12 protein-coding genes and 1 tRNA gene are annotated in these 12,963 nt (G+C 46.3%); 6 read left to right on the top strand and 7 right to left on the bottom strand.

Annotated features, from left to right (window positions below; genetic code table 11):
• Positions 1 to 168: 168 nt before the first annotated feature.
• Positions 169 to 975, top strand: coding sequence for a queuosine precursor transporter (locus tag ACLHR0_RS16685; protein WP_370913273.1), 807 nt, complete (start codon positions 169 to 171; stop codon positions 973 to 975).
• 43 nt (positions 976 to 1,018) lie between these two features.
• Here ACLHR0_RS16685 and ACLHR0_RS16680 read toward each other — a convergent pair whose 3' ends face one another.
• Entirely contained in the window at positions 1,019 to 1,471 is a 453-nt protein-coding gene (locus tag ACLHR0_RS16680) for an NUDIX domain-containing protein (protein ID WP_370913274.1), read from the bottom strand.
• Between the two features lie 18 nt (positions 1,472 to 1,489).
• Positions 1,490 to 2,428 carry a magnesium transporter CorA family protein gene (locus tag ACLHR0_RS16675; RefSeq protein ID WP_370913275.1) on the bottom strand — a complete coding sequence of 313 codons (939 nt, stop codon included), beginning with the start codon at positions 2,426 to 2,428 and terminating at the stop codon, positions 1,490 to 1,492.
• A gap of 281 nt (positions 2,429 to 2,709) precedes the next feature.
• Between ACLHR0_RS16675 and ACLHR0_RS16670 the strand changes: the two genes are divergently transcribed.
• The 3 genes from ACLHR0_RS16670 to ACLHR0_RS16660 are packed head-to-tail and all read left to right on the top strand — an operon-like array spanning position 2,710 to position 5,844.
• On the top strand, positions 2,710 to 4,008 hold the full coding sequence (locus tag ACLHR0_RS16670; RefSeq protein WP_436488072.1) for a lipopolysaccharide biosynthesis protein: 1,299 nt from the start codon (positions 2,710 to 2,712) through the stop codon (positions 4,006 to 4,008).
• Positions 4,009 to 4,056: 48 nt separating this feature from the next.
• On the top strand, positions 4,057 to 5,007 hold the full coding sequence (locus ACLHR0_RS16665; RefSeq protein ID WP_436488070.1) for a class I SAM-dependent methyltransferase: 951 nt from the start codon (positions 4,057 to 4,059) through the stop codon (positions 5,005 to 5,007).
• Between the two features lie 3 nt (positions 5,008 to 5,010).
• Entirely contained in the window at positions 5,011 to 5,844 is an 834-nt protein-coding gene (locus ACLHR0_RS16660; protein ID WP_436488068.1) for a glycosyltransferase family 2 protein, read from the top strand.
• A 2-nt stretch (positions 5,845 to 5,846) separates the two neighbouring features.
• Here ACLHR0_RS16660 and dapF read toward each other — a convergent pair whose 3' ends face one another.
• Both dapF and ACLHR0_RS16650 read right to left on the bottom strand, forming a co-directional pair.
• Positions 5,847 to 6,632 carry a diaminopimelate epimerase gene (gene dapF / locus ACLHR0_RS16655; protein WP_436488066.1) on the bottom strand — a complete coding sequence of 262 codons (786 nt, stop codon included), beginning with the start codon at positions 6,630 to 6,632 and terminating at the stop codon, positions 5,847 to 5,849.
• Positions 6,633 to 6,868: 236 nt separating this feature from the next.
• The gene (locus ACLHR0_RS16650) at positions 6,869 to 7,747 is read right to left on the bottom strand and encodes a nucleoside phosphorylase (RefSeq protein ID WP_436488064.1); all 879 of its coding nucleotides are present in this window, start codon (positions 7,745 to 7,747) and stop codon (positions 6,869 to 6,871) included.
• Between the two features lie 197 nt (positions 7,748 to 7,944).
• Here ACLHR0_RS16650 and ACLHR0_RS16645 point away from each other — a divergent pair.
• Together ACLHR0_RS16645 and ACLHR0_RS16640 are read left to right on the top strand one after the other, a co-directional pair.
• A tRNA-Cys gene (locus tag ACLHR0_RS16645) sits at positions 7,945 to 8,018 on the top strand.
• A 443-nt stretch (positions 8,019 to 8,461) separates the two neighbouring features.
• Entirely contained in the window at positions 8,462 to 8,950 is a 489-nt protein-coding gene (locus tag ACLHR0_RS16640) for a GNAT family N-acetyltransferase (protein WP_370913279.1), read from the top strand.
• 55 nt (positions 8,951 to 9,005) lie between these two features.
• Here ACLHR0_RS16640 and ACLHR0_RS16635 read toward each other — a convergent pair whose 3' ends face one another.
• From ACLHR0_RS16635 to ACLHR0_RS16625, 3 genes are all read right to left on the bottom strand, one after another.
• Positions 9,006 to 9,743 (bottom strand): 3-keto-disaccharide hydrolase, encoded by a 738-nt coding sequence (locus ACLHR0_RS16635; protein WP_436488063.1) that lies wholly within the window; start codon positions 9,741 to 9,743, stop codon positions 9,006 to 9,008.
• A gap of 50 nt (positions 9,744 to 9,793) precedes the next feature.
• Positions 9,794 to 11,116, bottom strand: coding sequence for a Gfo/Idh/MocA family protein (locus tag ACLHR0_RS16630; protein ID WP_436488061.1), 1,323 nt, complete (start codon positions 11,114 to 11,116; stop codon positions 9,794 to 9,796).
• A 315-nt stretch (positions 11,117 to 11,431) separates the two neighbouring features.
• Positions 11,432 to 12,937, bottom strand: a complete 1,506-nt coding sequence (locus ACLHR0_RS16625; RefSeq protein ID WP_370913282.1) for a sigma 54-interacting transcriptional regulator — start codon at positions 12,935 to 12,937, stop codon at positions 11,432 to 11,434.
• Positions 12,938 to 12,963 lie beyond the last annotated feature (26 nt).

Here is a 12,963-nt window from a genome sequence, read left to right as displayed (position 1 = left end):
TCACATACTGGTATTGGGTGTAGGCATTGCTTTTCCGCTGAATGCCGTTTTGTGTGTGCTGACGGGCGTGTTATTATTGTTAAAAAAAATACAATGGAAAACATTGCCACCCTGGTTATATTTGTTCAATATTGCTATCCTTATATTTCAACTTATAGTTAATTACTAATGCTCAGAAATCTGTTAAACGATAAGCCCACTAAACTGTTCGTGATATTTACCAGCTTCTTTGTGGCCAATGCGCTGATTGCAGAATGTATTGGCGGTAAGCTGTTTTCCCTGGAGAAGTTACTGGGATTGCCCGTGCATACTTTCACCCTTTTTGGCGAAAGCGGATTGGCGTATACCTTAACGGCAGGGGTGTTGTTATGGCCACTGGAGTTTGTGATGACGGATATTGTCAATGAATATTTTGGGCCGAAAGCGGTGCGCCGTATTTCCTATATCGCGGTGGGGTTGATCTCCTATGCGTTTATTATGTTTTGGGTAGCCATGAGCGTACCTGCAGATGGCTGGTGGAAAGGCAGCCGGGCAGATGCGGGTATTCCCGACATGCAGAATGCCTTCACCAGTATTTTTGGGCAGGGCATGTGGATCATACTCGGTAGCTTAACGGCTTTCCTCGTGAGCCAGATCGTGGATGTGACCGTGTTCCATAAAATTAAAAAACGTACCGGCGAAAAGCATGTATGGCTGAGGGCTACGGGTTCCACCATTGTATCGCAGCTGGTAGACAGTTTTATTGTACTGTATATCGCCTTTAAGCTGGGTAACGACTGGAGCTGGCAGCGGGTACTGGCTATATGCCTGGTGAACTACAGCTATAAGTTTGTGGTGGCGGTAGTGCTCACGCCGCTGATCTATTTGATAGAACACCGAATAGAGCGTTACCTGGGGCATGATACCGCTAAGCAGATGAAGGCGGCGGCGATGGGAAAGGAGCAACCGTTTGAAGAACCTGTTACGAACGACTGATAAAGAGAAAGGGGTTGTTTGATCAAACAGCCCCTTTCTCTTTTTAATATTTTGCTTTTACCAGGTCGGCCACCACCTTATCGATGGGCAGGGTAACGGCTGCTGATGAAAAGTCGTCCCAGCTGATCCAGCGGGCGCGTTCCACTTCTTCCACGCCTTCCGGTATGGTAAAGTCGAACGGGGTGGTGCTTACGGATGCCGTAAACGGCGACAGTGGCGTTACGAGGTAGTAAATAGAGATGATCTGCGTAACGTTGTCGAACGCTGAGATCTGGAAGAAGTCGGTGGTATAAATATGTTCTACCACTTTTACATCCTGGCCCAGTTCCTCCTGCCATTCGCGTACAATGCACTCCAGGGTGCCTTCCCCGAATTCCAGGCCACCGCCGGGGAATTTGGTATAATAACCCCCACGGATATATTCATCGCTCACCAGCACCTGCTTCTGATCGTTGATCATGATGCCGTATACTCTTACGTTAAATCCTGTTTGCATATGCTTAATTAAAAGGGCTTAAAACCATTTCTTCTTCATAAAATACCAGCTGATGACTACAGAAATAGCGATAGACAAGATAACCGGTATATAGAAGGCATGAAGGGTATGCTGATACGGGATATCCACGTTCATGCCATAGATACTGGCCACCAGCATGGGGAATGTAAGGATGATGGTAATGGAGGTGAGCCGCTTCATCACCACGTTGAGGTTATTGGAGATGATGCTGGCAAAGGCATCCATGGTGCTGCTGAGGATATTCGTATATACGTTGGCCATTTCCAGGGCCTGGGAGGTATCTACGATCAGATCCTGCAGGAATTCTTTTTCATCTTCGTTCAGTCCCAGGAAGTTAGTCCGTTCCAGTTTCATGAGCAGCAGCTCATTACTGCGCAGCGCGGTTACAAAGTACACCAGGCTTTTCTGGATACGCATGATACCCAGCAGTTCCTCGTTCCGGTTGGAATCATATAGTTTAGCTTCCAGCATGTTCCTGCGCTGGTTAATTTCCTTCAGGTAATCAAGGAAATTGATCACCACTTTCTCAAATATTTTCAGGACCATCATATTCCTTTTTTCGGGAGAGCGGTTATGAAAAGTATTCAGGAACTTTTTGATAGCGGTATTGTCGAAAGAATTTACCGTAATGATCTGGTGGTGGGTCAGGATAATTACGATGGGAATGGTAATGTAATAGGCTTCACTTTCATTGATCGAATTGTTTTCGGTCGGCGTTTTCAGGACAATGAGCTTTACATTGTCTTCCAGCTCAAACCTGGATTTTTCGTCAATATCGAGGGAATCTGTGAGGAAGTCCAGGGGAATATCGAGTTCCTCGGATAACTGTTCAAATTCGGCCTGTTTAAGCGGCGGGGTAATATTTACCCAGGCGCCGTTTTCCGGCTGGTGTATTTCTACAGTTTTGGAATCTATATTTGTAAAATACTGGATCATCGGGCGCAAAGGTAGTTAAAATGTTGAATCGTGTTGGCTTTTAATGTAATATTGTGACCTGAAGTTTATATTCATATCATGTCAATATTTAAATGGGAGTAATTAAAAAGCAAAGTATTATATCTACGGTACTTATCTATCTCGGGTTTGCCATTGGAGGAATCAATACTTTGTTCCTTTTTCCGCATTTTTTTACAGACGACCAATTCGCATTAACACGCCTTTTCCTGGATATTGGGGTTATAATGGTGCCTTTCTGCACATTAAGTATGGGCCCTACAATGAACCGTTTCTACCCTTATTACAGTTCGAGGCTGGACGACAAGAAAAATGACATGTTGAGCTGGGTACTTTTAGCCACTCTGGCGGGATACTTGTTGTTTGTACTTGGTACTGTGGTTTTCCAGGACCTGATTTTCCGGAAGTATTCGAAGAATGCGCCGATGTTCCTGGAGTACTTTTACCTCCTTTATCCTTTCATGTTTTGTTATTCTTTTTTTGCCATCATAGAGAACTACAGCTGGTCCAGGCATGAAACGGTGATGCCCAACTTTCTAAAAGAGCTGGTAGTACGTGTGGCCACCAGCCTGCTGGTGGTACTTTATATATTTAAGATACTCAGTTTTGTTCAATTCCTCTGGTTATTTAACCTGATCTGGGGAGTGGTTCTCCTGGTACTTCTGGGGTACCTCCGGCGAAATCACCTGCTGCATCTGAACTTCCGGGTGAGTTTTGTGACGAAAAAATTGTTCCGGCCGATGAGTGCATATTCTTTGTCGCTGTTGCTGGCTACTTCCTTCACCCTGTTGGCGAACAATATTGCCCCGTTGATCATTTCCAGTACTAACGGTCTCAAGAATGTGGCATACCTCAGCATTGCCATGTACATGGCCACTTTGATACAGGTACCGCAGCGTAGTATTTCTGCCATAGCGCTTCCTGTGCTGGCCGAAGCATGGGTAGGAAAAGATATGGATAAGATCCTGGAAATTTACCGGAAATCTTCCTTATTACAACTGATAGCGGCTATGTATATATTTCTGGGTATATGGCTGAGCATTGACCCGTTTTTCCGGTTGTTGCCGCCCGAATATGCCGTTGGTAAGTATGTCTTTTTTTATCTTGGGGTGTCAAAAATAATAGACCTTGGCACCGGGGTGAACAGCCAGTTGCTGAGTACTTCGAGATTATGGCGTTTCGACCTTATCAGCTCAATGGTGCTGGTGACGTTGTCTATTCCGCTGAACTACCTGTTGATACGTAACTATGGCCTGCTGGGATCAGGATATGCGGCCTTATTGTCAATGTTTGTATTTAACACGATCCGTTGTGTATTTATATGGAAAAAATTTGGACTGCAACCGTTTACTATTCAAACGTTGAAGGCGCTGGTAGTGGCAATCGCCGCTTACTGGGCGGTTGCCTGGCTTCCACATATGGCTCAGCCGGTTATTGATATTATTTTAAGAAGCGTCTTTTTCTCAGCTATTTTTATATTGGGAACCCTGGCATGGCGTGTTTCTGATGATATCAACAGTACGGCAGCTACTTTCTTTAAGAAGCTGGGCAGGAAAAAGTAAAGATAAAAGTTTATTTTTCGCATTAGGCGATTACAAAAAGAGACTTGTATGAATTGTAAATATTGCGGCAATCCACTGGATGTATTTTATAAGGATATGTTTGACAACCGGTATGGTTATCCTGGAAGTTATACGATGTGGCAATGCAGGAACTGTGATCATCTTTCACTGGCAGCAGACTTTACGCCGGCTATGATTGGCGACCTGTATTCCAACTACTATCCCAGGACACATATGTCGCTGGAAGAATGGCAGCCGTATAAAAAAGCAGCAGGGTTTATGGCCTGGTTTAAAGGTTTACGGAGTACCGCTTATAACTGGGTGCCGGAGAATGTGAGGATATTGGATATTGGTTGCGGTTTTGGCGAAACCCTTGGTTATCACCAAAGCCGTGGATGTGAAGTGTATGGTGTAGAGGCAGATGAAAACATTAAACGGGTAGGAGATAAATTCGGGTTTAATGTAAAGGTAGGGCTGTTTGATGCGGATGATTATCAGCCAAACTATTTCGATTATGTTACCATGGACCAGGTAATAGAACATGTCATTGATCCGCTGGTATCCCTTAAAGGCATCGAAAAGATACTGAAACCGGGTGGCACAGCGATTCTTACCACACCGAACGGCAAAGGCTGGGGTATTCCGGTGTTTGGCAAAAAGTGGGCGCACTGGCATATTCCCTACCATCTTCATATTTTCTCCAGGAAATCAATGAAGAAATATGCTGCAGAGGCGGGGCTTGTACTGGAAAAGTCGATTACCATCACCAATTCAGAGTGGCTGCATTACCAATGGTTACATATGGCTGTGTATCCCAAACAGGGAGAAAAATCGGTATTTTGGACGCAGAGCTTTGCAGAGCGAACTACTTCACAACGTATTATTATGAAGATATTGGCAGGCTTCCATCGTTTGAAGATCAATTACCTGATCACCCGCTTATTTGATGCATTTAATGCCGGCGATAATATTATCTATTTTTTAAAGAAACCTCTGTAGTGAATGAATCCGAGAGTTTATATTATCCTGCCTGTTCATAACAGGAAAGAGATCACCCGGACCTTTATTCTCTGTCTGCTTAAACAAACCTATCAGCATTATCATCTTATTCTGGTTGACGATGGATCGGTTGATGGAACCGCTGAAATGGTGAGATCTTATTTGCCGGATGCCACCATTCTTACGGGTACCGGCGATTGGTGGTGGGGAGGAAGCCTGCAGCAGGGATATAACTGGATCAAAAAGTATGTAACGGAGAAAAATGCTGTGGTGCTGATTGAGAATGATGATGTTGAATTTGAACCTGATTATTTGCAGAAAGGAGTTGAGCTTATCACCCGTGTTCCGGATACGTTGTTATTATCGCAGGCATATGGTAAGCAATCCGGTAAGTTGATTGACCTTGGCGTATTGGCAGACTGGCGTAAGATGACTTTTGATCAGGCAACCTGTGTGGAAGAGATCAATTGTCTTTCTACCCGAGGGCTATTTATGACTGTTGGCAGCTTTATGAAGACAGGAGGTTTCAGGCCATTGTTGCTTCCGCATTACGGATCGGATTATGAATTTACTATACGGGCAAGAAGGAGGGGGCTTAGATTAGCCAGTGATGAAACAGTCAAAATATTAATGAATGAAGAAACCACTGGTATTCATGGTTTAAAAGAAAAATCTCTTCGAAAATATCTTAAGAAAATATTTTCGAAGAGAGCCACCGGTAATCCTGTTTATTTTTCCTCTTTTATTTTGTTATCCTGCCCTGCTCACTTAATTCCTTATAACCTGTTTAAGGTGTGGGGAGGATTTGTAAAGAATCTTTTACTCCGGAACAAGTGATATTACCTTACCTGGATTTCCCCTTCAAACACCAGTGTGGCGGGGCCACAGAGCCAGATGTTTTCAAAAGTGCGTTCACCGGTTTTGGTAAAGCGTACTTCCAGTTGTCCGCCTAAAGTTTGTACCGGCACTGTGTATTCCTTTGTTTCTGTGCCGGCAAAAGTAAGTGCGGCGGCGGTTACGCCGGTGCCGCAGGAGTAGGTTTCATCTTCCACGCCTCTTTCGTAGGTGCGGACAAATATCCCGCTTTCAAATTTCTGTACAAAGTTCACGTTGGTACCTTCTGCTGCGAAGCGGTCGTTGTAACGGATGCCGCGGCCTTCGTTAAACACATCTACTGCCTGTACATCTTCCACAAATTTTACAAAATGTGGTGAGCCGGTATTGAGGTAGTAGTAGAGGGGGCCATGTTCCACATCATCTACATCCTGCATTTTCAGGTTTACCCAATTGTTACCGTCCATGGTAGCCTGATGTTCGCCATCCACTGCGATGAAATAGAGGTTACCGTCGCCTACGCCCATTTTGTGGGCGAAAGCCGCGAGGCATCTGCCGCCATTACCGCACATGGTTCCTTCGCGGCCATCGGCGTTGTAATATTTCATGGCGAAGTCGTAGTCCTCGCTTTTATTGAGCAGCATCAGGCCATCTGCGCCAATACCGAAGCGGCGGTCGCATAGTTCATTCACCTGTTCGTCTGTCAGCCAGTCGTATTGTCCGTCCCGGTTATCCATAATGACAAAGTCATTACCGGTTCCCTGATATTTATAGAAGTGGATTTTGTTCATGGGTACAAAGATAAAAAATTAACCGATGCGCGGATTTTGTCTTTCTCAGGATTACGCTGATTATACTGATTAGTTTGATTTTTACTTTTGGATTTTATAAAGGATTAAGGGAGATAGCAGCGGATATATTCGCTTTTATCTCCCTTATTTATTATTAAATCTGAAAATCCAAAAAAATCCAAAAAGTAAAATCAGTAAAATCAGCGTAATCAGTGCTTCAGACAAAATCCGCACTGTTAAATGGCGGCAACGATGCCCAGTCCTTTTTCGACCAGGGCGGCCACTGCTGCGCCGCCATCTTTACTGAATTCCTGGCGGATGCGGTTGGCAACGATGGCGCTTATGGAAAGGCATTCGTGTCCGAGTACGCGGCCCATGCCATAGATGGCAGAGGTTTCCATTTCGAAGTTAGTGATGTGGTGGTGCTCGTAGCTGAAGCTGGTGAGTTTATCGATCAGGTTTGGATTAGACAGGGCGCCACGGAGTACGCGGCCCTGCGGTGCGTAGAAACCGGGGCAGGTAACGGTGATGCCTGTATGAAAACCATCTGTGAAATGTTCCTGTAATTTTGCAGATGCTTCAAAGAGGCAGGGGTTGGCGCCGCCGGGCTGCAGGAATACCTGTCCGCGGAACGACTCCATCAGCTGCTTTTCTGCGTTGGTATTTTCAAACACGTAATAGTTCATGAGGTTGTCGAGGCCCAGGCCATGCGAGGATACCACGAAACTATCCACCGGTATGTTTTCCTGCAGGGCGCCGGAAGTACCGAGGCGGATGATTTGCAGGGAGGTGAGGGTTGATTTCACCTGGCGTGTTTCAAAATCTATATTTACGAGTGCGTCCAGTTCATTGAGCACGATATCGATATTATCGGTGCCAATGCCGGTAGAAACTACGGAGAGGCGTTTGTTGCCGATATAGCCGGTATGTGTTACAAATTCACGGTGCTGGTATTTGCCTTCTATTTTATCAAAGTGTTTGCTTACTGCGCCTACACGGTCAGGGTCGCCTACGGTGATGATGGTATGGGCCAGTTCATCCGGTCTTACATCAAGATGATATACGGCTCCGCGGTTGTTGATGATCAGTTCTGATTCTGCAATACGGTTATCCATTGTACTAATTTTTATTATTCGCAAATCAACATTTCCAGTGTCAATATTCCTTTGTTCTGCTATATTATCAAAATATTTTTTCAGATATTTTTTAAATAATATTTGGTGGTTGTTAGAAATTCACTACTTTTGCAATCCCACAAAATGAATGAGATGTACGCCAGTGGGGGACTTACGGCGAACATTTTGAAACTGATGGTTCCGTGGCCGAGTGGCTAGGCAGAGGTCTGCAAAACCTCGTACAGCGGTTCGAATCCGCTCGGAACCTCCACATATCTCTTTCTTAAAGCCGCGTACACCGCGGCTTTTTCATTTCCGGTAAAACTGTAATAGATTTTTGTAATGGCAACCGGCATATTATGTGCCACAGTGGCTGATGGAATACGGGGGTATCTGGGAAGTATAGGTGTGTTTGAAGCGAAGATGCCCGCTGCTGGCTGACTTCAGGGGTGAAAAAGAAATAATGCCAAGTGTGTTGAAATATCAATTCAAAAGATTATATTGCATACCCCGCAAGAGGCAGGTGAGGTTATCAGAAGGCAAGAGATTTATCAATAATTTACTATAGCTATCTAAACACAGCGTGTGTAATTGATAATAAAGATATCGGCGGCATTTTCTATTAAAATATGGAGCTGCCATCATTTTCCGGTCAACAAGCCTTCTGCATGCAGAAGGCTTGTTGCGTTTTATATACATTAAAAAGAAGTGGTTATGACAGAGATTATTAAAGTAACCGCCGAAGATTCCAAGCACCTTAACCAGGTGAAGCTGCTTTTCCGCGAATATGCCAATTGGCTAAATGTAGATCTTAGTTTTCAACAATTTGAAGATGAGCTGGCGAACCTGCCGGGTGTGTATGTGCCTCCAACCGGCGCATTGTTCCTTGCATTGGTAGATGGACAGCTGGCCGGATGTGTGGCCGTGCGGTCATTCGACAACAGTACCGCAGAAATGAAGCGTCTTTTCGTAAAGGATGCATTTAAAGGACACGGCGTAGGAAAGGCCCTGGCCAGTGCCGCCATTGCAGAGAGCCGGGAGCTTGGATACAAGCGGATCCTGCTGGATACATTAGCGCATATGCGTCCTGCAATTGATTTGTATACCTCACTCGGATTTCAGCCGATCGCAGCGTATTATGATAATCCGATCAGCGACGCAGTGTATTTATCGCTCAATATTGAAGAGGACAGTTTAACTTAAAAAAAATGCAGCGGAGGATTTTCCTCCGCTGCATAACATATAAAAGGATGATAGCTTACAGGGGTCTTATCCAGATATTCCTGAAGCTTACCGGATTTCCATGATCCTGCAGTGCGATGGATTTGGCACCGTGTTTTACATAGGTTGGTTTGCCGATATATTCTGTTTTGCCTTCCAGCTCCACATTATTCTGCACCAGTACGCCATTTTGCAGTACAGTGGCTCTTGCAGGAGATTTCAGGGAACCGTCGCCGTTAAAGCGGGGAGCGGTCCAGATTACATCATAGGTTTGCCATTCGCCTGGTTTTTTACAGGCATTTACCAGCGGAATTTTTTGTTTGTAAAAGCTGCCGGCCTGCCCGTTGGAATAGGTGCGGTTGTTATAGTTATCCAATACCTGCAGTTCGTATTGTTCCTGCATAAATACACCGCTGTTGCCGCGGCCCTGGCTTTCGCCTTTTACTTCAGCAGGGGTGCGCCATTCGATATGCAGCTGGAAGTCTTCAAACTGTTCCTTTGTTTTAATAACACCACCTCCTTTTACAACTGTCATAGCATCATCTTTCACCTCCCATTTTGCGGGTCCTCCCTTTTCTGATTCCCAGCTGTCGAGGTTTTTGCCATCAAACAGTATGATCGCATCTGATGGCGCCGTAAGGGTTTCAGTACCGGGTGTAATTACTTTTGGTACCGGCTCCCATACTTCCGTGGCTTCGGGTTTTATCTGCTCTTTGTTTTGCGCTGTTGCGGTAACGGCGAGCAGGGTACAGGCAGATAGCAGTAGCGTACGCATGTGTCTTTTTATTTTTGTTAGGTAGATGATATTTAAATATGTGTTTTCGTTCAGGCGGTAACGTTAGGCAGATGGTACCCGTTATGGTATTGGGCTGCTAACAGTTTATTGGCATCGCTGTCGGTAAATTTACCTGTTTGCTGATCCCAGTATACTTTTTTACCTGTGCGATAGGCGATATTACCCATTTGTGCGGTGGTGGCTACGAGGGAGCCCACCTGTACGGAGGCGTGGAGGTCGTCGAGTTTCCTGGACTTCACTACTTCCACGAAATTGGTGGTATGGAGGTCGAGGCCGTTATCGACGGATTTTTGACGTGGTACGGCTTCCATTTTTCCTTTTTCGGGGATTACTTCCCATCCGCCGCGGTCCAGCACCAGTGTACCGTTGTTGCCGATGAAGGCAATACCGTGATCGCGTCCGTAAGGGCCGCCATCGATGCCTATAGCTTGTTCCCACTGGATGTTATAGTCATCGAATTCATAAACGGTGGTAAGTGTATCCGGTGTTTCGGCGGCATCATCGGGGTAGGCGAACTTACCGCCTGCGGCCATGATGGATTTTGGTGCGCCGGATTTCATACCCAGCAGGGCATAGTCGAGGAGATGCACGCCCCAGTCGGTCATCAGGCCGCCCGCATAATCCCAATACCAGCGGAAGTTGAAATGGAAGCGGTTGGGGTTAAAAGGCCGGGTAGTGGCCGGCCCCAGCCAGGCTTTATAATCCACACCTTCGGGCGGGGTGCCGTCTGGTTTTACAGGGATGGACTTCATCCAGCCCATATAGGCCCATGCTTTTACCAGGCGTACTTTGCCCAGTTTGCCGGAGTGTACAAACTCGATGGCGTCCTGAAAGTGTTTTTGGCTGCGTTGCCATTGACCCACCTGTACGGCGCGGTTATATTTCTGTTGGGCGCCTACCATAGAGCGGCACTCTATGATGGAGTTGCCCATGGGTTTTTCTACATATACATCTTTGCCGGCGGCGCAGGCGTCTGTCATTTGCAGGCAGTGCCAGTGGTCGGGTGTACCGATAACAACGGCGTCGATATTTTTGTCTTCCAGGAGCTTGCGGTAATCGCTGTAGGCTTTTACCTTGATGCCTTTCTGTGCGAGCTCGGCAACCCGTTTATCCAGCACGTTTTTATCTACGTCGCAGAGGGCAACGCATTGTGCGGCAGGGTTTTTCAGCATGGAGGTGAGGTCGGCCCATCCCATACCGTTAATACCGATGGCGGCGATATTGAGCCGGTCGCTGGCGGCTACTGTCCGCAATGGGAATGCCTGCAGTCCGGCTGGCAGTGCAGACACCAATCCTGCTCCTGCCACCAGGGTGGAGGCGGATTTGATAAAGTTTCTACGGGAGTTATTCATGTAATAAAACGTTTTGTGGAATGTGGAATTGTTAAAATGACAATTAAAAATACAAAATAGGGAAAAAAGTGGAGTTTATCGCCTTCCACGCGAATTTTGTCTTGGCTCAGGATTACGCTGATTTTACTGATTAACTGGATTTTTACTTTTTTGATTTTTTTTGATTTTTTTGATTTTATTAAAATAATAATTAGGGGAGTTAAAAGCGAATATATCCGCTTCTATCTCCCTTAATCATTTATAAAATCCAAAAGTAAAAATCCAGGTAATCAGTAAAATCAGCGTAATCCTGAGCCAAGACAAAATTCGCGGCGATTACTCCTCCTCCGGCTCGCCGCTTTCGCCGCCGAGGCTGAAGTTCATCATGGTGCCCAGCAGGTCGCTGAAGCGGGTTTCGTTTTCCACCACTTTTTTGCTGATGAGTGAGTAGGACGACAGGCCGTGCAGCACGAATTCCATGAGCAGCAGGGCTTCTTTGCTGTTGGCTTTCGGGAAGCGGGCTTTGATGAGTTCTTTCAGTCCGTCTACTTTGCTGAGGGTAGCGTCGTATTGTTTGTCGCTGATATCCTGCAGGAGCTGAACGGAATTGCCTTTATCGAACCACTGGATAACGCTGCGGTAGGGATTTTCAGCAGGTGCGCCGGCTTTCTTTTTCTTGAAGGAATCCGGGTTGGGGAAGTAGATGGCGAAGAGGGTACGGATGGCTTTGTCGAGCAGGTTATGGGCTACCTGGAGCGGGCCTTCCTGTTCGCCTTCGTATACCAACTCTATTTTGCCGGTGATAGCAGGGATGATGGCCTGCAGATCGGCGATGCGCACCTGTGTTTCCTTTTCCTTGTTGATGATGGCGCGGCGTTCGCCGGCGCTCACCGCGTTTTCGTAGGCGGCGATGGTTAAGCGGGCGGAAACACCGCTTTTCTTGTCAACGTATTCGCTGGAGCGGGCTTCAAAGGACACCTGTTCGATAAGGCGTTTTACCATATCGGCGATTTGTACTTTGGCTTGCTGATCTTCGTGGATATCGGCTTCCTGTTCTGTGATGAGCAGGGAATTTTCTATTGTTTTCGGGTAGTGGGTAATGATCTGGCTTTCGATCCTGTCTTTCAGCGGCGTTACAATAGAACCGCGGTTCGTATAGTCTTCCGGGTTAGCGGTGAAGATAAACAGGATATCGAGCGGCATTCTCACTTTGAAGCCCCTGATCTGTATATCGCCTTCCTGGAGGATATTAAACAGGGATACCTGTATACGTGCCTGGAGGTCGGGTAGTTCGTTGATGACGAAGATGCCGCGGTTTGACCGGGGGATGATCCCGAAGTGGATCACTCTTTCATCTGCGTAGCTAAGTTTGAGGTTAGCGGCTTTGATAGGGTCTATATCGCCTACGAGGTCGGCAACGGAAACGTCTGGTGTAGCCAGCTTTTCGCCGTACCGTGCGCTGCTGTGAAGCCACGTGATGGGCGTCTGGTCGCCTTTTTCGGCGATCAGGTCTTTTGCGTAGCGGGAGAGCGGGTGGAAGGGATCATCATTTACTTCAGATCCTTCCACTACGGGAATATATTCATCCAGGAGATCGGTCATCTGGCGGGCCATGCGTGTTTTGGCCTGGCCGCGTAAACCGAGGAAGAGGATATTATGTCTTGACAGGAGGGCTCTTTCGGTATCGGGGATCACCGTGTCTTCATAGCCGATGATGCCGGGGAAAGTGCTTTCCTTTTCTTTTAATTTTCTGATCAGGTTACGCCTGATTTCTTCTTTTACGGAAACTGGTTTATAGCCGCTTTTTTTGAGTTCGCCTAGTGTTTTTATGTTTGTGTTCATCTTTAATAATTACGCATTACAAATTG

It is taken from the genome of Chitinophaga sp. ARDCPP14 (assembly GCF_051362515.1).
Classification (GTDB): domain Bacteria; phylum Bacteroidota; class Bacteroidia; order Chitinophagales; family Chitinophagaceae; genus Chitinophaga.
Note: the sequence above shows the minus strand (reverse complement) of the source record. Positions and strands in the feature narration are given on the sequence as shown.

What these genes read in the sequence shown, in the direction of transcription:
- ACLHR0_RS16665 (WP_436488070.1), top strand. Translation starts at nt 4,057, where the DNA reads ATGAATTGTAAATATTGCGGCAATCCACTGGATGTATTTTATAAGGAT.
- ACLHR0_RS16680 (WP_370913274.1), bottom strand. Translation starts at nt 1,471, where the DNA reads ATGCAAACAGGATTTAACGTAAGAGTATACGGCATCATGATCAACGAT.
- ACLHR0_RS16675 (WP_370913275.1), bottom strand. Translation starts at nt 2,428, where the DNA reads ATGATCCAGTATTTTACAAATATAGATTCCAAAACTGTAGAAATACAC.
- ACLHR0_RS16630 (WP_436488061.1), bottom strand. Translation starts at nt 11,116, where the DNA reads ATGAATAACTCCCGTAGAAACTTTATCAAATCCGCCTCCACCCTGGTG.
- ACLHR0_RS16625 (WP_370913282.1), bottom strand. Translation starts at nt 12,937, where the DNA reads ATGAACACAAACATAAAAACACTAGGCGAACTCAAAAAAAGCGGCTAT.
- ACLHR0_RS16670 (WP_436488072.1), top strand. Translation starts at nt 2,710, where the DNA reads ATGAACCGTTTCTACCCTTATTACAGTTCGAGGCTGGACGACAAGAAA.
- ACLHR0_RS16685 (WP_370913273.1), top strand. Translation starts at nt 169, where the DNA reads ATGCTCAGAAATCTGTTAAACGATAAGCCCACTAAACTGTTCGTGATA.
- dapF (WP_436488066.1), bottom strand. Translation starts at nt 6,632, where the DNA reads ATGAACAAAATCCACTTCTATAAATATCAGGGAACCGGTAATGACTTT.
- ACLHR0_RS16640 (WP_370913279.1), top strand. Translation starts at nt 8,462, where the DNA reads ATGACAGAGATTATTAAAGTAACCGCCGAAGATTCCAAGCACCTTAAC.
- ACLHR0_RS16635 (WP_436488063.1), bottom strand. Translation starts at nt 9,743, where the DNA reads ATGCGTACGCTACTGCTATCTGCCTGTACCCTGCTCGCCGTTACCGCA.
- ACLHR0_RS16650 (WP_436488064.1), bottom strand. Translation starts at nt 7,747, where the DNA reads ATGGATAACCGTATTGCAGAATCAGAACTGATCATCAACAACCGCGGA.
- ACLHR0_RS16660 (WP_436488068.1), top strand. Translation starts at nt 5,011, where the DNA reads ATGAATCCGAGAGTTTATATTATCCTGCCTGTTCATAACAGGAAAGAG.